At 43.0% G+C, this 18,899-nt stretch carries 16 protein-coding genes; 8 read left to right on the forward strand and 8 right to left on the reverse strand.

Annotation, left to right across the window (positions count from 1 at the left end; translation table 11 throughout):
- Positions 1 to 22 precede the first annotated feature (22 nt).
- Positions 23 to 700 (reverse strand): type 1 glutamine amidotransferase domain-containing protein, encoded by a 678-nt coding sequence (locus ACROAE_RS01590; protein WP_160053243.1) that lies wholly within the window; start codon positions 698 to 700, stop codon positions 23 to 25.
- A 52-nt stretch (positions 701 to 752) separates the two neighbouring features.
- Complete coding sequence (locus ACROAE_RS01595) at positions 753 to 1,781, reverse strand: NADP-dependent oxidoreductase (RefSeq protein WP_432399174.1); 1,029 nt, start codon at positions 1,779 to 1,781, stop codon at positions 753 to 755.
- A 185-nt stretch (positions 1,782 to 1,966) separates the two neighbouring features.
- Here ACROAE_RS01595 and ACROAE_RS01600 point away from each other — a divergent pair, with 185 nt between their 5' ends.
- On the forward strand, positions 1,967 to 2,413 hold the full coding sequence (locus ACROAE_RS01600) for a MarR family winged helix-turn-helix transcriptional regulator (RefSeq protein WP_432399175.1): 447 nt from the start codon (positions 1,967 to 1,969) through the stop codon (positions 2,411 to 2,413).
- 159 nt (positions 2,414 to 2,572) lie between these two features.
- On the opposite strand, the gene ACROAE_RS01605 is transcribed toward ACROAE_RS01600, so the two are convergent.
- Together ACROAE_RS01605 and ACROAE_RS01610 are read right to left on the reverse strand one after the other, a co-directional pair.
- The gene (locus ACROAE_RS01605; protein WP_432399176.1) at positions 2,573 to 3,556 is read right to left on the reverse strand and encodes a sensor domain-containing diguanylate cyclase; all 984 of its coding nucleotides are present in this window, start codon (positions 3,554 to 3,556) and stop codon (positions 2,573 to 2,575) included.
- A 247-nt stretch (positions 3,557 to 3,803) separates the two neighbouring features.
- Entirely contained in the window at positions 3,804 to 5,108 is a 1,305-nt protein-coding gene (locus ACROAE_RS01610; RefSeq protein WP_432399177.1) for an amidohydrolase family protein, read from the reverse strand.
- A gap of 159 nt (positions 5,109 to 5,267) precedes the next feature.
- On the opposite strand from ACROAE_RS01610, the gene ACROAE_RS01615 reads away from it, so the two are divergent.
- The 4 genes from ACROAE_RS01615 to ACROAE_RS01630 all read left to right on the forward strand — a co-directional run bounded on the left by ACROAE_RS01615 (position 5,268) and on the right by ACROAE_RS01630 (position 11,755).
- Positions 5,268 to 6,233, forward strand: coding sequence for a 2-dehydropantoate 2-reductase (locus tag ACROAE_RS01615; protein WP_432399178.1), 966 nt, complete (start codon positions 5,268 to 5,270; stop codon positions 6,231 to 6,233).
- A gap of 166 nt (positions 6,234 to 6,399) precedes the next feature.
- The gene (locus tag ACROAE_RS01620) at positions 6,400 to 9,678 is read left to right on the forward strand and encodes a winged helix-turn-helix domain-containing protein (RefSeq protein ID WP_432399179.1); all 3,279 of its coding nucleotides are present in this window, start codon (positions 6,400 to 6,402) and stop codon (positions 9,676 to 9,678) included.
- A 22-nt stretch (positions 9,679 to 9,700) separates the two neighbouring features.
- Positions 9,701 to 10,078, forward strand: a complete 378-nt coding sequence (locus tag ACROAE_RS01625) for a DP-EP family protein (protein WP_350995653.1) — start codon at positions 9,701 to 9,703, stop codon at positions 10,076 to 10,078.
- Positions 10,079 to 10,609: 531 nt separating this feature from the next.
- Positions 10,610 to 11,755 carry a diguanylate cyclase domain-containing protein gene (locus tag ACROAE_RS01630; protein WP_432399180.1) on the forward strand — a complete coding sequence of 382 codons (1,146 nt, stop codon included), beginning with the start codon at positions 10,610 to 10,612 and terminating at the stop codon, positions 11,753 to 11,755.
- Between the two features lie 66 nt (positions 11,756 to 11,821).
- On the opposite strand, the gene ACROAE_RS01635 is transcribed toward ACROAE_RS01630, so the two are convergent.
- The gene (locus ACROAE_RS01635) at positions 11,822 to 12,979 is read right to left on the reverse strand and encodes an alkane 1-monooxygenase (RefSeq protein ID WP_432399181.1); all 1,158 of its coding nucleotides are present in this window, start codon (positions 12,977 to 12,979) and stop codon (positions 11,822 to 11,824) included.
- 10 nt (positions 12,980 to 12,989) lie between these two features.
- On the reverse strand, positions 12,990 to 13,319 hold the full coding sequence (locus tag ACROAE_RS01640; RefSeq protein ID WP_432399182.1) for a 2Fe-2S iron-sulfur cluster-binding protein: 330 nt from the start codon (positions 13,317 to 13,319) through the stop codon (positions 12,990 to 12,992).
- A 396-nt stretch (positions 13,320 to 13,715) separates the two neighbouring features.
- Between ACROAE_RS01640 and ACROAE_RS01645 the strand changes: the two genes are divergently transcribed.
- Positions 13,716 to 14,738 (forward strand): AraC family transcriptional regulator, encoded by a 1,023-nt coding sequence (locus tag ACROAE_RS01645; RefSeq protein WP_432399183.1) that lies wholly within the window; start codon positions 13,716 to 13,718, stop codon positions 14,736 to 14,738.
- Positions 14,739 to 14,773: 35 nt separating this feature from the next.
- Here the strand turns inward: ACROAE_RS01645 and ACROAE_RS01650 are convergent, their stop codons facing one another.
- Positions 14,774 to 15,655 carry a bile acid:sodium symporter family protein gene (locus ACROAE_RS01650; RefSeq protein ID WP_432399184.1) on the reverse strand — a complete coding sequence of 294 codons (882 nt, stop codon included), beginning with the start codon at positions 15,653 to 15,655 and terminating at the stop codon, positions 14,774 to 14,776.
- 261 nt (positions 15,656 to 15,916) lie between these two features.
- Positions 15,917 to 16,726 carry a class II aldolase/adducin family protein gene (locus tag ACROAE_RS01655; RefSeq protein ID WP_432399185.1) on the reverse strand — a complete coding sequence of 270 codons (810 nt, stop codon included), beginning with the start codon at positions 16,724 to 16,726 and terminating at the stop codon, positions 15,917 to 15,919.
- Positions 16,727 to 16,818: 92 nt separating this feature from the next.
- On the opposite strand from ACROAE_RS01655, the gene ACROAE_RS01660 reads away from it, so the two are divergent.
- A complete protein-coding gene (locus ACROAE_RS01660) occupies positions 16,819 to 17,748 on the forward strand; it encodes a LysR family transcriptional regulator (protein WP_432399186.1) in 930 nt (309 codons plus the stop codon).
- Positions 17,749 to 17,841: 93 nt separating this feature from the next.
- On the forward strand, positions 17,842 to 18,558 hold the full coding sequence (locus ACROAE_RS01665) for an oxidative stress defense protein (protein ID WP_432399187.1): 717 nt from the start codon (positions 17,842 to 17,844) through the stop codon (positions 18,556 to 18,558).
- Positions 18,559 to 18,899 lie beyond the last annotated feature (341 nt).

The raw sequence follows: 18,899 nt of genomic DNA on the forward strand, positions 1-18,899 counted from the left end.
GCCAAGCTGAAGTCAATTAATATTAACTCAATAGTGCTAACATTTTTTCAGCAACCAACTCTGATGATGCAGGGTTTTGCCCAGTAATCAATTTACCGTCTACAACCGCATACGGGTGCCAATCTTCACCTTTTGAGTATGTGGCACCATTTTGCTGCAGCATGTCTTCCACTAAAAACGGTACAACGTTAGTTAATTGTACGGCTTCTTCTTCACCGTTGGTAAAGCCAGTAACATTTTTACCTGCCACTAATGGCGAACCATCTGGCTTTTTAGGGTATTTCAGTACGCCTGGAGCATGACAAACTAGGCCTAATAATTTGTCTGTTTTATAACACGCTTCAATCAACGCAATTGAGTCTTTGTCGTTGGTTAAATCCCACAACGGGCCATGACCACCTGGGTAAAACACGGCGTCATATTCTGCAACGTTAATTGACGCTAGCTTATGAGTATTGGCTAACAATGCCTGAGCTTGCTCATCGGCAGTAAAACGGCGAGTAGAGTCTGTTTGAAAATCTTCTTTATCGCTCGTTGGGTCTAATGGTGGTAACCCCCCTTTTGGTGAAGCTAAAACAATCTCAACACCTTTATCGATAAAAGCGTAATAAGGTGCGGCAAGTTCTTCTAGCCAAAAACCGGTTTTATGACCCGTGTCGCCAAGTTCGTCGTGCGACGTTAATACCATTAATACTTTCATGTTAAACCCTTAATTTATTAAAAATCATCTGTGTGAACATTGAACATAATCGTTAAAGCGGATCGTTCACCTTAATCACAAGCTTGCCAAAGTTTTCACCTTTTAGCAGGCCAATAAAGGCCGATGGCATCTTGTCGAGACCGTCTACAACCTGTTCACGGTATTGTATTTTTCCGTCGTTAAGCCATTGCCCCATGTCTTGCGCAAACTCAGGGTAGCGATGACCATAATCGTCAAAAATAATAAAGCCCTGCATTTTAATGCGCTTAACTAATAAGGTGCCCATTAACAGTGATAAACGATCTGGGCCTGCTGGTAATGATGTGGCGTTATATTGTGAAATCAAACCACACACAGGCACTCGAGTACCGGTATTTAACAGCGGCATCACAGCGTCAAACACTTTACCGCCCACATTTTCAAAATACACATCGATGCCGTTATCACACACTGCCGCTAACTGTTGTTCAAAATCAGCCGCTTTGTGGTCAATACACGCATCAAACCCAAGCGTGTTTACCGCAAAGTCGCACTTGTCAGTACCACCTGCAATACCTACCACTTTACAGCCTTTAAGCTTAGCGATTTGTCCTACCGTAGCCCCAACAGGGCCGGTTGCCGCGGCAACAACAACGGTTTCACCCGCTTTAGGCGCGCCAATATCTAATAAACCCATATAAGCAGTAAAACCAGGCATGCCCATAATGCCCAACGCATAAGAAGGGTTACTTGGATTCTGGCCTAAGTTCATTAAGCCTTCGCCATTAGACACACTATAATCTTGCCAACCGCCATAGGCTAATACCCAATCACCGACTTGATAATCAGCATGATTTGATACCTCAACTTGCGCAACACAAGCTCCGACCATAACATCATTAATCGCTACTGGCTCGGCGTATGATTTAGCATCATTCATCCGTCCACGCATATAAGGATCAAGTGATAAATATACCGCGCGCAGTAATACCTCTCCTGCACCGGCAAGCGGTTTGCTAACGGTTTCGAGCTTAAAATTACTGGCGACGGGTTCACCCTGAGGGCGACTTGCTAATACAATACGGCGATTTTGACTGTTCATCGTGCATCCTTCATCTTTGTTGAACCATAAATGGTATAAAAAACCAACAAGGCTTTGTTGTATATGCAAGTATGCTGTTATAATTCAATACTGTGCCAAAACAGCCAGGCCATGTTGTACGTTTATTTTCTATGGATTGATCACATCACTGTGAGCAATCATTTTGCTAAATCGAGTACCCGATAATGACTAAACTCACACCGATAAAACTCGATAATCAATTGTGCTTCTCGGTTTACTCAACCTCGTTGGCCATTATCCAACTGTATAAACCACTACTTGAGTCGATTGGGCTGACGTACACCCAATACCTCATTATGCTGATCATGTGGGAACAGGACGGATTAAGCTTAAAAAATGTTGCCTCTCGTTTAGGCCAACAATCTGGGGCGCTCACACCTGTTATTAAACGTCTTGAAACCGATGGTTTACTTAAACGTATTCGCGACCCATTAGATGAACGTATGCTGTGCATGCAATTAACCGATAAAGGCCAGCAATTACAATTACAAGCTCAACATGTTCATGACTGCATTATTGAACAATGCGGTATCAACCTCACTGAAATAACAGAGCTTAAAGATCAACTCGATCAATTCAGAATGAAGCTTCCTACTCATATTGACTTTTAAACGGTTAAAAATCGCTACGGCGCTTTAGCGTTGACTATCGCGAATTCTCACACCCCAATCTCAATAAGCACATGATAATCGCAATAACTAATTGCGCACAACTTAAATTAACAAATTTTAAGAATTAATTAAACCCCATTCCAGTTTTAGTTCACCTACCTAAGCAACATTAACGCTATTCCGTCCAACATGTTTAGATGAATATAGCGCTTTATCTGCACGTGCAAACATATCTGCAAACGATCGATCTTTTACTTGTATAGATGCGACCCCAATACTAATTGTGATTCCGGGTAACGCTTCGTCATTAAGCATTGTGGAATGCTTACCTATTTGCTGTGCAAGCCTTAATCGCTCTGCAAGCTTAAACGCCGAATCAATATCGGTATCGGGCAATAAAATCGCAAACTCCTCACCGCCAATCCGCGCTAAAATATCAGCCTCACGGATATGCTCATCGCAAACAGCAGCGACTCGCTTAATCACTTCATCCCCCACTAAGTGGCCATAGGTATCGTTGACGTTTTTGAATAAGTCGATGTCGATAATCATCAGAGATAACGAGTTAAAATAACGCATTGCTCGAGAAAATTCATGTTCGCTAAATGCATTAAATGAGCGACGATTATACAAATCAGTGAGTGGATCGCTATTGGCGAGTTGTTCGAGTTCGGAACGTAAATTGAATTCTTCTGTAATATCTGTCGAAATACCAATTAAGCCAATCAATTTGCCTTTTTTGTCATATAAGGGCTGTTTTACTTCATGGTAAACATTATGAAGGCCATCGGTATCAACCATAATGTCGTCTGCCATTTTTCGTTTGAGCGATAACACTTTATGGTCGTTTCTCAACAAAACATCGGCAACAATGGGTGAAAAATATTGGCTATCGGTTGTGCCCTTTAACTGTTCTTGGCTAATACCGAAATAGTCTAAAGTGAGTTGGTTACCATAAACATAACGGCAATTGACGTCTTTAACGTAGATATATGCGCCAACTTGATTGAGGATTTGTTCGTAGGAATTTAGCAGTTGTTTTTTTGTTTGCGCTTTACGATACACAGCCAAATTGACAAGTATAAGCAAGGCAATAAAGCCTAGTAGTACCATCACTATCAACGCGATATTATCAATCGGCATGAGCATTCCTTAGCATTAATCCACATCCATGTGCTTTACTATTTAATCACAACATCTGCAGTTGTTCTGTTTTGATTTTATAGTAAATAGTACTGTATAAACAGCATTGGCAAGTATGTGAAAACAGTCCGCAAAAATCAAACAAATAATGAACCTAATGAATAAATAATGAATAACTTTCTTCGAAATCACATAAAGTTAAGGCAGTATGCTTATTAAAACGCCGTACTGCCGCAACAACATAGCATCAGCGTTTATAAATAACTCCGGCTTTCATCACAAAAGGCACATCAAGTAACGTAACAATGTGTTTAAGCGGGCTTGCGTTAAGCGCAATGATGTCGGCTTGTTTCCCCACGTCTAATGACCCTAATGAATCAGACATATCAATCAACTTAGCGGCGTTAATGGTCGCGCTTTTTAAAATGTCGCTATTACGCATACCTGCTTGGCTCATTAACAGCGCTTCTTTGGCATTGTCGCCATGATGTGACACGCCGCTGTCGGTGCCATAAGCGATGTTGACTCCAGCTTTATAGGCTACAGTAAAGTTTTTCATCATATCGCCGCCCACTCTTATGGCTTTTGCTTTTATCGCGGGTGACATAAAGTCAGCGCCCGCAGCATTGGCCATTGCCACAACCGTATCGCCTGCTAATAATGTGGGCACTAAATAAGCCCCACTTTGCTTCATCAGTTTAATACTTTCTTTATCGGCGTAACTGCCATGTTCAATGCTGTCAACGCCTGCACGTAATGCTGCATTTATGCCTTGTGCAGCATGAGCATGGCTGGCTACTTTACGCCCTAGAGCATGGGCCGTTTGAATCACTTCGCGTAGTTCATCATCATCCATTTGTTGGCCAGTACCTGTGTTGGTGTCTGATAACACTCCACCTGTAGAGGTAATCTTTATCACATCAGCACCAAATTTAATGGCTCGGCGAGTCGCACGGCGACAATCATACGGGCCGTCACAGACGGTTTTAGAGGTGAATTTGTCGAGTAAATCAGGGCTCATGCCATCTACGTCACCATGGCCACCGGTTACCGAGACGCCGCCCGACGCAATAATCCGCGGCCCATCAACCCACCCTTTGTTAATGCCATCGCGTAGTGCATAAATTTGTTCTGGTTTAGCGCCTAAATCTCGCACGGTAGTAAAGCCGGCTAATAACGTCTTTTTGGCAAAATAAGCACTGCGCATTGCCACATCGGCATCCGACATACGCAATGCTTCGCTGTCATTATTTGGCCCCAGCTCACCTTGTAAGTGCACATGCATGTCCATTAATCCGGGCATCACAAAGCTGTTTTTTAAATCCACAACCTCAATTGTGTCTTGCGATGTGGTGAGCGGCCCTGCGCCATAGCCCTTCTCAATCGAGGTAATGACACCATCGGTAATCACCAACGTACGCTCAGTTAATACCGGCTCACCGGCAAGGGTTAATAATGTGCCAGCATGGATCACTTTTATATCCGCAGCACTGACCTGTGCAGGTATAGCGATAGCGCTCAGCGCGAGTAAAGCAAAGGAATATTTTTTCATTTTATGTTTACCTTATATTAAAGTTTTACACTGACAAAAAGGCTGATATGTTACAAGTGCTGATATGTTACAAGTGCTGATATGTTACAACAATTAACAAACATGGTTCGGTAAAGCCGAACCCAATAAAATAAAACAATAATAAAAAGAGAAAAATCAATGGGAATCGCTATTTTTGGTGCAGGATCGACAGGCTGTTATCTTGCTGGGCAACTGTGTTTATCTGGATTTGATGTTAGCCTCATTTGCAGACCGACAATTAAGCAAACCATCCTCGCAAATAACGGCATCACCATGAGTGATTATCAAGGCTTTTTACAGACGGTGATGCCACAAAACGTGATCACCGATATAGAACAAGCCCCAACAGCATATGCCGCTTTTGATGTGGTATTTGTCACGTTGAAATGCCATCAAGTTTCCAGTATTACCAATACCTTAATCGCCATCACTCACAGCAACAGCAGCATTATTTTTATGCAAAATGGTCTCGGCAGTTTCGATACCATCACAGATGCCCTGAGTCACTGTAACTTACTGCAAGGCATTACGCCTTTTAATGTGTTGCAACAACCCAATGGGCGCTTTCATAAAGGCACTGAAGGCGTATTTACCTTACAGCAAAATGAACATACCCAAACGATACAAACCGCAATGCAGGCTCAAGGTTTTGGCTGTGACTTACACCAAGATATGACACCAGTAATTTACGGTAAACTATTGTTAAATCTTAACAATGCATTAAATGCCATAACCGACCTACCGATTAAACAACAACTCAGCCAGCGTGACAGTCGCCGTCAACTAGCCGGTGCCATGACAGAATGGCTCAGCGTATGCCAGGCGGCCAATATCACGTTACATCAATACACTAAAGTGAAACCCCAATGGTTGCCGGTCATATTATCGTTACCCAATATGTTATTTACCCTGCTGGCTAAACAAATGCTCGACATTGACCCACAAGCCCGCTCATCAATGTGGGAAGACATCCAAGCTAAACGTAAAACCGAAATTGAATTTATCAACGGTGCGGTAGTGCGTTTGGGGCAACAATATGGTGTAAAAACCCCTATCAATAACGCCATCGTTACCAAAATTAATCAATTAGAACAATTAGTTTAACCAGATATCATACTCAATACATCAGTCGATACGAGTGGAAAGCTAAGATACAATTTAGCCACAACCATTATAATGGCTGACTTATTATCACAATAACGTGATAACCCATAAGATGTTGGGTTGCAGAGTCATTTAGGGCCTGTTTAATTTGATCAATGGATAACACATGAGCGACAACACTTTCTTTTTTGGCGATTGGCAAGTTAATCCACAAAGCAATAGTATTCAGTCGGGTGACATAATCCGCACCCTCGAACCTAAAGCCATGGACGTATTAAAACTACTGTGCCAACACCAGGGAGAGGTGCTCACCCCTGACGATATTATTCGTCAATGTTGGGGAGACATTGCCATTGGTGATAATCCACTGCATAAGGTCATAACCCAACTGCGTAAAGCTTTGGGCGATCAGGCATCAAACCCCAGTTACATTGAAACCATCCGCAAACGCGGTTACCGCACCCTTGCAAAAGTTGAGTTCCCCATTGGGCACCACACCCGAGTTACAACAGAGCCCTGGCAAGGTCAATCGCCCTTTCCTGGTTTACGTGCCTTTGAAGCAAACGATGCTAACGTGTTTTTTGGCCGAGGTGAGCAAGTCGACACCTTACTCAATCGTATTTCTAAACAAATTCAATTCGGCCGTGCATTTTGCTTAGTGCTTGGCCCAAGTGGTACGGGTAAATCGTCGTTAATTAATGCGGGGGTGATCCCTAACCTCAAAAGTGCCAGCGGCTTTAACGGCGTAGGGGTACTCGATTATGCCAGCCTAGACTTAGCCGATGTCATCCAGGACCGCCTGCTTATTGATATTGCCGGCGCCATGCTCGACTGGGAAATTAACGATATTCCGGTGTTTAACCAGTTAAGCGCACAACAACTTGCCATGCAGCTAATGCAAGATATACCTAACGTTATCAACCAATGCCAACAGGCCATAACCGCAGCCCAAACGAGCCATCACTATAGCCAACCGCAATTTTGTTTGTTTATCGATCGTTTAGAAGTGCTGTTGTCATCACCCATTTATAGCGAACAACAACGCACAGAGATTCTCGATGTGCTCGAAGCATTAGCAACATCAGGATCAGTACTGATTATCAGCGCCTGTCGTAATGACTTTTACCCCCAGGTGGTCAGCCACCCAAGCTTAATGGCAGGTAAAGCCAACGGTTCACACTTTGATTTGTCGACACCAAGCCGAACCGAACTCATGCAAATGATCCGTTTACCCGCCAATGCCGCTAACCTCACATGGTCAGTTGATCCCAATACCGCCATGCCACTTGATGAACTGCTTTGTAGTGACGCCGCATCCAACCCAGATGCACTGCCCATGTTGCAATACACCTTAGAAGCGCTATACCTCAAGCGCGATGAAAATGACCAGCTTTTAGTGTCTGAATATCATTCTCTTGGCGGCTTAGAAGGGGCTATTGGTAAAAATGCCGAGCAAGTGCTTGCCGGATTAAATGAAGCAGAACGTACTGCGTTACCTAACGTGCTTTCGATGTTAATCACTTTATCCGAAGACGAAAAGTCAGTGACCAGCCGCGCAGCTAATTGGGAGGGATTAAAAAATGAAGCAGAACAAAATCTCGTTAAAGCCATGGTCGACAACCGCTTGTTTGTCTCGCATCTACAATACGATAAAGCCTGTTTCAGTATTGCTCACGAGGCCTTATTAAGGCGCTGGCCGCGAGCAACCCAATGGATAAACGAGCATAAAGACAGCTTAGCGATTAAAAGCCGCTTACAGAATCAAACACAGCGTTGGTTAACTGAGTCAAAAAGCGCGGCCTATTTACTCACTGAAGGTAAACCCTTAGTGGAGGCACAAAGCTTAATCAGCAATTCGCTGTTTACCCTAGAACCTCAACAATTGGCGCTTATTCAAGCCTCAAGCAAACAGGCCAACATCGGACGCTGGCGCCGCCGCGCAGTCATGCTAGCCCTTGTGACACTGACATTGATTTCTGTCGCCATGAGTGTTCGCAGCATTGAGGCCGAAACCCAGGCACAACAAAAACGCCTGGCGGCAGAAAACTTACTCGGATTTATGGTGGGAGAATTCGCCGACAAAATGCGCGCCATTGGCCGCATGGACTTGCTCGATGGTATCAGTAATAAAGCATTAGAATATTTCAGCGATTTTTCTGCCGACGATGCCAGCTATTTAAGCTTTGAAGCCCAGTTTCAGCACAGCCAAACCTTAGAGGCCATGGGCGAAGTGGCCTATTCGCGCGGCAATACCGACGAAGCCCACAGCGCCTTAATCGCCGCCCGTGAGCGCATGCTGCCGTTACTCGAAATACAGCCTCAACACCTCAACTTACTTAAAACCCTAGGAGCCAATGCTTTTTGGCTCGGCCAGCTTGAATACGATAAAAGTGATTGGGCTGCAACACAGCCTTGGTTTGAAAAGTACTTAGTTCACAGCCAAGCCATGTATCAATACGCGCCTGACGATGACGATGCCATTATGGAGTTGTCGTACGCACAAAACTCTCTTGGCTCGATACACATGAAGCAGCAAAACTTTGCTGCCGCCCGAGAGTCATTTGAGCAATCATTGCTGTTAAAACTAAAAATATGGTTTAAAGATCAGACCAATAGCCAGCTAATCGCTGATATAGCTAATGCACGTTCGTGGCTTGCCAGTGCCGTTACTGCACAAGGTGACATTACCGCGGCGATAAAAATACACCAACAAATTCAACAGCAGCTGTCCAATCAAGCATTAGAAAAACAGCCCTATTTACTTGATCGCTTGTCAAGTAGCTATATGTTGCTTGCTCATTTACTAAATTACCAAGGGCATCATCAACAAGCTATTGAAAAAGCTCAACAGGGTTTAGTTGCAATTACCAACGCCCTTAAACAAGATCCTGAAAATGATATTTGGAAAATACAACAGTATTACGCTTACTTTGCTCTGCTGACGTTTAGCTCAGAGCCGATTAAACAAACAATGAAACAGAGTATTGAATCATTAACGATTATGCTTGCTGAAGATGTGACTTTACAAACCTCAAGCAAAAAAAATGAGTTACTGGCAACTTACCAACTGGCAGCAGCAAATTATTTAGCCACACAAAAATTATCACCAGAAAGCCTAGTATACGCACGACAGGCAACAACATCTTTTAACCAGCTTGCCACTGAATTCCCCCAAAGCTCGGCTTATACTGTTGGTTTAGCCCAAAGTAAAATGTTAATGGCTTCATTACTGGCCTCATTAGGGTCGTCACAGCAAGTTAAAGTACTGTGTGAGCAATCAAAATCACTACTCATCTCTATTGTAAATAAAAATAGTTCCCCCCAGTTTACAATTCCTTATGCTCAAGCCCTCGACTGCCTCGGTGAGGTTGAGCAACAGCCTGATTTAATCAAGCAATTGCAACAATCGGCCATAATCGATTATAGATTTATCTCTAATCCCTAAATCAACAAAAATGGAAAATAAAATGTCAAATACTCAATGCCCAAGCACATTTTTCAATCTCACTGTCACCCTCGAAAACGGTGAGCCCTTTTTTAGTTATACTAGCCAAGATGGCACCCCAAAAAGCGGTAATGTGATTGTGACCCAGTACAGCACAATCTCTTACCAACTGATTGACAATACAGGTAAAGGACTTAAATTTGTCGGTGCAGCTTTCACCACACCTTTTGACGGCATTATCGATGTCACAACCATTAGCAGCGATGGCACATTGATTCAATTAACCGATTTAGATGAAGTACCGGGCAATACCAGCTTTCAATTTGTACTGTCTAACAACGCCAATACCTTAATGCTACTCAGCCCAGATCCTGAAGTTATCAATCGTCCAAATAATTAAACAAACAACAAACTGAAGAAGCTCAGAGCTACGCCTGAGCTTTTAATATTGTCCTGCCTAACAACATTAATTAATAACATAACCATTGCTAAAACGCCTTGTATTATCCCGTAATATCCTGAAGTTGAACTTACCTTTTACCCGTTAACCGAACTAAAAACCAATCATTTCTCAATCGCCCAACGAGCAAACGCCTGTCAAATAACGGTCTCGCTACCTCCCATTAACGGCTTAATATCTGTCAACGATGCAATCAAATACAGCTGCAAACAGGCTATTTAAGCTAAGAACACTATCGAGTTTAGTGAGACAAATCCTAAAAACCAGCAACAAAATCAGCTTACCTCCAAGGTACATGCAATAGACACAACTCAATCGCAACACATTTTCACAATAAATAGCAACTTTAAATAATTTAAAATCAACAAGTTAAAAGCAGAAGGTTACCGAAAGGTAAATAAGCCTTATACCTAATAGAGTGTTTGACATCAACAAGGGGTTACCAATACCAAACGCTTAAGGGAATGCACCATGTTTACCAATGATAAATTAACAGAACTCAATGCCACGATTTCTCGTGTGACTAAATTAACAAACTCATTCGCTAAATTTCCCAGAGCGATAAAAATACCATTGCGAGTTGAGGCTGAACAACAATCCAACTCATCAGTAACAGATGTCATTTTTGATGCCACTTTTAATGCAACTTTTGATGTCACCTCAGCAAGTCATAATGGCAAAATGGCAGTAGCAGATAACCTCCAAATTAGCACCTTACTCAATGTGATTAACGCGATTTCAGAAGCGATTTTTGTGATTAACTCAGCAGGCGTCATTGAGATGATCAATCCTTTAGGCGCTAAATTATTCGGTACCCCAGCCGAAATGTTAATCGGTCAAACCTGGACCGATTATCTGCAAAGTCCTTTTAAAGATGAGTATCAATCTTTATTTACCTTGTGGAACAGCATCAGCAATGAAGCCAATAAAGTGACTCAGTTTAATCATGGCCCTAAAGAAATTATCATAAATCGTGCCGACAGTACGTTGCTCGAAGCAGACTTATCCTTGTCATGTTTACCGTCAATGCGGATAGGGTCTGAACCGTTATTTATTGGCATCATGCATAATCTCACTACCCATAAAGCCGAGTACAACAAACTGCGCCACTTAGCGCATACCGACAAATTAACCGGCCTTGCCAATCGCCACGCTTTTGATGATGCCCTGCAAACTAACTGGAACGACAGCATTAACCACGATCAACCACTGTGTTTAATCATTATCGATGTCGATTACTTTAAAATGTTTAATGACCAATATGGCCATGTTAACGGTGATAAATGTTTGCAAAAAATTGCTCAAGTACTGACAGAGGTTCTCCCCTCTAACAATGCGATGGCTGCCCGATTTGGCGGTGAAGAGTTTGTGGTCATTTTACCTAACAGTAATCCGCTCATTGCGGAATATATTGCAAGACAAATTCAACAAAGGGTTAATCAGTTAACCTTTACCAATATCGGGTTACCCGCACAAACCAAAATCAGTGTCAGCCAGGGTATTGCGTGTGAGCGCAGTGGCCAATACCGCACCCCAACAGCACTGATTTGCGCCGCAGACACAGCACTTTACCGTGCAAAATCAACAGGCCGTAACCGCATCAATATGAGTAGTTAACATACCCAATCGACCTGAAAATGCATGTTTCAAAGCGGCTTCAAGTCAAACCGCCACAAAAAAGTATTAAGCACACGTTTGGTAAGCTGCAATCCCACTTTTTTGATTAGCTTGCTGGGCCATTTGATATTCAGCTGGTGTGGCAAAATGTGCATCCCAATGTTGTAATTTAGGCAGCATAAGTCGATGCCATAGTGGCGGAATGAGGGTTAATACAAAGGTGCTAAGGTATCCACCAATCATTTGTGGTGCATTGGGATAAGGTGCTAATTGATGGTAAGGCAGTTGCCCCTGAGCATGGTGATGAGAGTGCCGGGTTAAGTTAAACATGGCCCACGAGCTTACTCGCTTATTGGTATTCCAGGAGTGGTGAGGTTTGACTGGCGAATTAAGTTCGCGAACCAAACCATAATGCTCCATGTAATTGACGATCTCTAAGGTCGCTTTAGCCCATAACGCCATTAATACAAAAAAGCTTAAGCCCTGCCAACCCGCAAGCCAAAATACCCACATCATAATCACTAAGCTCATGGCGTAGCCTCGTAATGCTTTATTGTGCCAACTCCATACCGCAAGCTGTTTACGCATTAGCCTTTGCTGCTCAATGTGCCACGCACTTATATTGCCCTTAATGGTCGAAATAATAATATGGGCATAAACACCACGACCACGAGGTGCGGTCGCCGGATCGTTTAAGGTACTAACGTATTTATGATGGCCATACACATGTTCAATAGCAAAATTTGCATCAAAACTAAATGCTAACAACCAACGCCCAATCAATAATGACACTGGGTCCCAAGTGCGATGCGTTAGCTCATGGCCAGTAATGGTTGCCATTACGCCAACCACTAAGCCTAAGTAAACCACCATCACACCATATTGAAATACACTCGTATTTTGACGCGCTTGCAAGGCATCATAGCCCGTTAAACTGCTTATCCATGCACCATATTGCCCGATATCTTGACTGGCAAACTGCCAACAACACACAAACACCAATATCACGGTTAAAGGCAATGCCAACCATAACTGCCACGTCAATAAAGCCGGAAATCGATAGATTGGTGTGTGCACGTCGTCACCAAATAAAATATCGCCGCCTAAATACACGGCAACCCAAATAGCAAACCCCATACTGATGTACGACTCACCTAAGGTAATACTGACAATGGCAATCAGCGCCATAAGGTGAAACGACATAAACTTAAGATACTTAAACATGACAGTCTCCTCACTCTTGCGGCTCATCGGCCAACTGGCGTTGACGCAGATTAACCTTAATATTAACCGCAGATTTAGGCACGCTTTGACAAGCCAAAATCATGCCTTGAGCTATTGCCTTAGCTGACAATACATAAGCACTGTCGGTTAATTGCTTAACTTCACCAGACACTAACTGGCACCGACAAGCGCCACAACTGCCTACCTGGCAATGATGAGGAAAAGCAATATCGGCTGCCAATGCCGAGGCTAAAACGGTTTGCTTTACGCTGGCTTGCTCAATAACAATGGTGTCATTAATGGTTAAGCTCACAGCTTTAGCGGTAAACATTGACAACATAAGTAATCCTTTAAAGGTTAAAGGATTACTTTACGTCAGCAGACAAAATAGAAAAGAGGGATAAATAGACATAAAGGGGTCATTAATAGACAAACACCGACAAATCCGTTACAACTGATGAATAGGATTGGTATATACCCAAACAACCTGAAGATGCTCGATTTCAGCAAGAATTTACACGCGTTTAGACAAGGCATTGATTGCGGGTAATGGTTATTCCCTTTCCAAAATCAATAACGCAGCATAAACGCGTGTAAAACTTGCCCTTTGGGAGTTTCACCGTGCTTCCACTTCGTTGTTACGTTAATTTATAAGGTACCTACATTACCGCATTAACGCGCCTAGTATTGAAAACACGGTGAAGCTCTGAAACACGTCTCTTCAAGTTGATTGGGTATGAAAGCGATTGATAAGGATGCTATGCAGCCACTGCCGATTTTTTATTTAAACCAAGTTTATCAACAACTGCGCCAGTGGGGCTGTGATGTTAACATTTGGTTGGTGCATAACGGCATCACACTTGAGCAATTACAAGACCCAGACTTTCAAGTAAGTTTTGATGATTATCAACGCCTCATAAACTCTGCTATTCATCTTTGCGCCAGACCAGAGCTCGGCTTGCATGTCGGCAATCGCATAGGCATTAACACTCATGGCATGATGGGTTTCGCCATACTTAACAGCAGTACACTAAAACAAGCTATTGATACATTGAAGCAGTTTATTAACACCCGCACGCCACTGGTAAAGATTAATACCCACGAAACGGCCAACACTACGGTTGTTACCCTTGAAGAAATACACCCGCTGGGAATAATACGGCAACCCTATATGGATGCATTGCTGGTGACGATTGCCAAATTGCTACAACAACTCATGCCGCTATCGACGCCGTTATGCCAAGTAAACCTCAGCTTTGCAGCGCCCACTTATTGGCAGCAATACGCGGAATTATTTAAAGTGCCGGTGCATTTTAATCAAAAAAACACCCAGTTAATATTAACTCAAGCATCAATGACGCAACCTCTTGATATGGCCGACCCGGGTTCATTTATGCAAGCCAAACAATGGTGTATAAACGAACTTGAGCAACTTAACGGCCAACAGAGTTTAAATGATAAGGTGTATCAATATTTACTCCAAAGCCCAATTCCATTACCAAGTTTAAGTGACACAGCGGCGCATTTTCACATGACGCCCCGTACTGTTCATCGCCATTTAAGCCAACAACAAAGTAGCTATAAGCAAATTGTCGCGTCGGTAAACCACCATATTTCGAAGCAATACTTGTCACAAACCAGTGGCAGTATTAAGCAGTTAGCGTATCAATTGGGCTATGTTGATGTGGCTAATTTTCGGCGGGCATTTAAACGCTGGCAAGGCACAACACCCAGTGAATATCGCCAACAACAAACCTAGGGTGTGTGTATTATATTAATGTACTATTAAGCTGATTAGTTAGGCTGAGCGCTGTTATGTTGCTTTTGTGTATAACTAGCATAAGCAATGAGCAACCCTGCACCAGCATACATGGTTAAACTGTACACGCCGGCAACGACGGCATAACTTGGCATGTTCAACAAGCTAATACAGATGAGCATCGCCATGGTTGAGTTTTGCAAACCAATCTCAATCGCCAGCGTTAATCCATCCTTATGCGAAAGAGAGCATACTTTCGCACTCACGATACCGATCAACATTGCGCCAAAGTTTAACAATAAACAGGCGATGAACACTTCATTAAAAGCATCAACGATAATGGCATGCTCCTGAACCACCACGCCGGTGATCATCAACAACAAAAACACTAACGCAAAGCGCCTAAAGTACACTTCAACCTTAATCGCCCACGCTCTGAAATAACTGCGAACCAGCATGCCAAATACAATCGGCAATAAAGTAATCACGAGCAATCCTAACGAAATGCTACTGAGCGACACATCTATTGGCGCTTCATTGGCAAAGTAACCCACAGCAAATTGAATCACAAACGGCGCGCTGAATACGCACACTATGCTGCTAATGGCCGTTAAACTTACCGACAACGCTAAATTGGCTTTGGCTAAATGGCTCACCACATTCGATGTCGTGCCACCCGGACATGCCGCCAAAATCATTAACCCAATAGCCATCGGCATAGACAAGTCCATTGCCAGGCAAATACCAAAAGCCAATAAGGGTAGCGCAATAATTTGCCCAAAAAAGCCCGTCACGATAGGCGCAGGCGTTTGCCAAAGGCGTAAAAAATCAAACCGCGTTAAGCTTAAACCCATGCCGAACATGATAAAGGCGAGTGCAAGCGGTAGCAGTATTTCGGTAATAATCGAACCAGTCATAGAGAGACATCCTTGCTCGCCAAGCCATGCGGCTTAGCGAGAGTGGTATTAAGCTAGAGACGAATTTAACCTAAGCTCGGGATAATAAACGCCTTTCAAACAGTCCTTTTCCCTGCTAACTGCGTTGAATCGACTTACAATAGGCTAGCTATTGACGCGTCAATTCGCCTTGTTAGCAGAAAAAATGACAAGCTTGAAAATGAGAAGGGGTAACATGTTGATTTTAAATAGTATAAGTTCACCCCTTATCCCGAGTTCAGGTTAATCTAAGAAGCTGTTGTCTTGTGCTAGAACCACTTGATACATAGGTTGGAAGTTGCCCCAGGTGACTAAATCTGAGCCGTTCATTTGACGGGTTTTGGTCGCTATCTCATGACCAATGAGTTTAAGTTCGCCAGCCGCTTGAGCCAATAACTGGCTATGACAACAACTGTCTAGCATCACAAAGTTTGCGGTAGCAGCATCAACAGATTTACCCACGGTTAATAAACCATGATTTTGTAAGATAACCGCAGCATGACCTTGCAGAGCATCCGCAATCATGTCGCCTTCAGATAAGTCAGCCACCACACCGGTAAAGGTGTCAAATATGCTGTGGTTTTCATAAAACATGCAAGCATCTTGCGAAATGGGCTTTAGCAACTCGCCTAAAGATGAAAATGCACGGCCGTAAGTGGTATGGGCATGGGCAACGGCATTCACATCTGGGCGAGCATGATGAATACGAGAGTGAATCGCAAATGCGGCATTATTGATTGGGTGCTTCCCCTCCATAATATTGCCTTTATGGTCAACACGGACAAGATCTGACGCTCTGACTTTTGAAAAATGTACCGCTAACGGGTTAACCCAAAAGGTTTCAGGGTCAATGCAATCTCGCAAGGTAATGTGGCCAGCTAAACCTTCGTCAAACCGGTAATGAGCAAAGACCCTAAACGCAGCGGCTAAACGCTGTTTTTCATATTGTTGTTGCTGTTGCTTGGAGTCAAATTTAGGCGGTAATGGCATTGGGTATTTGTCGGTACCTATGGTCATTTGTTTAATCTGTAATTCTTCTTGTGATGTTGTCATGTTGAGTCTACTTTTTATTGGTTTAGTTTGACTTTAATTTAACCAAGCCTAAAATAAATTCAAATGATACTAAATCATAGATAACTATTAATATGCTGCATAGTAAGATAGACCTTAACTTATTCCTCATCATGACGACTGTTTATCAACAAGGCAGCATTACCGGCGCCGCAGCTAAACTGCATTTAACGCAGCCCGCAGTCAGTCACGCCATTGCCCGTTTACGCAGCAAGTTTAACGACCCATTATTTGTTCGCCATGGCCGAAAAATGGTGCCAACGCCCTTGTGTCAAAAAATCATTCCCGATGTATTACAAGCAATGGATTTACTCGAGCACACCATATCAACGCCCGCCAATTTTGATATTCAGCAACATAAACGAGAAATAAAACTCGGATTACGTGACATTTTAGAGTCAATGTTTTTTCCCGTATTAGTGCCAGATTTACTCAATAACACGCCTAATCTCACCTTAAACAGCCGCCAAATTAAACGCACCGAGCTTGAGCCATCTTTGGCACAACAAACCTTAGACATCGTCATTGATGTACTCATGCCAACCCATAAAGACATTCGTAGCAGCTTAATTTGCCACGAGTCATTTTCGCTCATTTGTCGTAAAGACCATCCAATATTGCAGCAATTAACGCTAAGCAATTATGCCAAAGCATCACATGCGTTAGTCAGTTTAAAAGACTTTACCATCGACACTGTCGACATGGCGCTAGCGACTCAAGGCATTACCCGCAATATTGCTTTGCGCTGCGAGCACTACTTTGCCGCCATCAATGTGGTGAGCCAATCTGACATGATAATGACCATGCCAAGCAGTTATGCCATGTTGCTGCAACAATCTATGCCTATTGTGGTATCGCCTTTACCGTTTGAAGTACCCGATCTTGCAGTGCACATGTACTGGCATAAACAAGCCGAAGACGATCCCGTCAACCAATGGATAAGAACAAAACTGCTTAATATTTCAGCGCAGATTTTCCATACACCCACTGCACATAAAAAATAAAACCCTTTTTAGGTTTTGCACCGTTTACACTCATAACAGACCCACTTTACCCGTGTAAAAACAGTATTTAGCTAACCACTAGCGGAGTTATCAATGAATAAAATATTACTCACCAGCTTAATTTCAAGCTCATTATTCGCCTTAACCGCCACCAGCAGCGTAGCCACAGTGCAAGCAGCGGAGCTGAGTTTTGCTCATATTGAAACCGTAGGCACCAGTACCATTGAAGCCAGTGCAGACATGGCCATTATTAATGTGGCAGTGTCGATTGAAGCGGCCAATGCAAAGTCAGCAAAAGATGAAGCTGACGAAGCAGTTAGCCAATTTATGCAACGCTTACTCAAGGCCGGTATTGATAAAAAGCATATTCAAACAGCCAATTTACAGCTCAATCCACAATATCGATATGTGCAAAATGAGCCAAGAGTACTCACGGGTTATAGCGCAAACAGACAAATCACCGTCACCGTGATGGAGCTTAATATGCTCAACGAGCTGCTAGACAGCGCGTTAGTACAAGGCGTTAATCAGGTGAATAATATTGAGCTTAAATCAAGTAAAGAAGCTGACATGATTACCCAGGCTCGCCAGGCCGCCATTAAAGATGCCAAACAAAAAGCAGATTCGTTAGCCAAAGGGTTTGGTGAGCAAGTGGCCGGAGTATGGGAAGTAAGATATTTTCCAACACAATCACATCAACCCGAAATGTATCGCGCCAGCATGAAAATGAATGCCGATGTGGCGCAAACCTATCAACAAGGCCAGGTCACCGTAAGCGACAGAGTTGAAGCGATATTTAGGCTTAAATAAATTAGGGCAAGCTGGGCTGATGAATAAACTGAGTCAGCTCAGCCACAACCACTTCACATCATTGCGATGATCAATTGCAATAATCAATTGCGATAATCAATTGCGATAATCAATTGCGATGATCAATTGCAATAATCAATTGCGATAATCAATTGCGATAATCAGGCCACTTTTTTTGTCTGTAATTAAAAACAATCATGCCAAAATCAAAGCGAACAGGTAGTACCACTCAAGCAATAAACACTCGCAACACTCTGTTTAGTCTAAATTAAGTTAATACCTAACATTTAATTACGACAAAAATGATCTAAATCACATCGGTAAACCACCGCGCGCACTAC

The organism is Shewanella sp. MF05960, assembly GCF_050849305.1.
Taxonomy (GTDB): domain Bacteria; phylum Pseudomonadota; class Gammaproteobacteria; order Enterobacterales; family Shewanellaceae; genus Shewanella.

Bases quoted from the DNA above. Each gene is read 5' to 3' on its own strand.
- ACROAE_RS01590 (WP_160053243.1), bottom strand. From the start codon at position 700: ATGAAAGTATTAATGGTATTAACGTCGCACGACGAACTTGGCGACACG.
- ACROAE_RS01595 (WP_432399174.1), bottom strand. From the start codon at position 1,781: ATGAACAGTCAAAATCGCCGTATTGTATTAGCAAGTCGCCCTCAGGGT.
- ACROAE_RS01600 (WP_432399175.1), top strand. From the start codon at position 1,967: ATGACTAAACTCACACCGATAAAACTCGATAATCAATTGTGCTTCTCG.
- ACROAE_RS01605 (WP_432399176.1), bottom strand. From the start codon at position 3,556: ATGCCGATTGATAATATCGCGTTGATAGTGATGGTACTACTAGGCTTT.
- ACROAE_RS01610 (WP_432399177.1), bottom strand. From the start codon at position 5,108: ATGAAAAAATATTCCTTTGCTTTACTCGCGCTGAGCGCTATCGCTATA.
- ACROAE_RS01615 (WP_432399178.1), top strand. From the start codon at position 5,268: ATGGGAATCGCTATTTTTGGTGCAGGATCGACAGGCTGTTATCTTGCT.
- ACROAE_RS01620 (WP_432399179.1), top strand. From the start codon at position 6,400: ATGAGCGACAACACTTTCTTTTTTGGCGATTGGCAAGTTAATCCACAA.
- ACROAE_RS01625 (WP_350995653.1), top strand. From the start codon at position 9,701: ATGTCAAATACTCAATGCCCAAGCACATTTTTCAATCTCACTGTCACC.
- ACROAE_RS01630 (WP_432399180.1), top strand. From the start codon at position 10,610: ATGTTTACCAATGATAAATTAACAGAACTCAATGCCACGATTTCTCGT.
- ACROAE_RS01635 (WP_432399181.1), bottom strand. From the start codon at position 12,979: ATGTTTAAGTATCTTAAGTTTATGTCGTTTCACCTTATGGCGCTGATT.
- ACROAE_RS01640 (WP_432399182.1), bottom strand. From the start codon at position 13,319: ATGTTGTCAATGTTTACCGCTAAAGCTGTGAGCTTAACCATTAATGAC.
- ACROAE_RS01645 (WP_432399183.1), top strand. From the start codon at position 13,716: ATGAAAGCGATTGATAAGGATGCTATGCAGCCACTGCCGATTTTTTAT.
- ACROAE_RS01650 (WP_432399184.1), bottom strand. From the start codon at position 15,655: ATGACTGGTTCGATTATTACCGAAATACTGCTACCGCTTGCACTCGCC.
- ACROAE_RS01655 (WP_432399185.1), bottom strand. From the start codon at position 16,726: ATGACAACATCACAAGAAGAATTACAGATTAAACAAATGACCATAGGT.
- ACROAE_RS01660 (WP_432399186.1), top strand. From the start codon at position 16,819: ATGCTGCATAGTAAGATAGACCTTAACTTATTCCTCATCATGACGACT.
- ACROAE_RS01665 (WP_432399187.1), top strand. From the start codon at position 17,842: ATGAATAAAATATTACTCACCAGCTTAATTTCAAGCTCATTATTCGCC.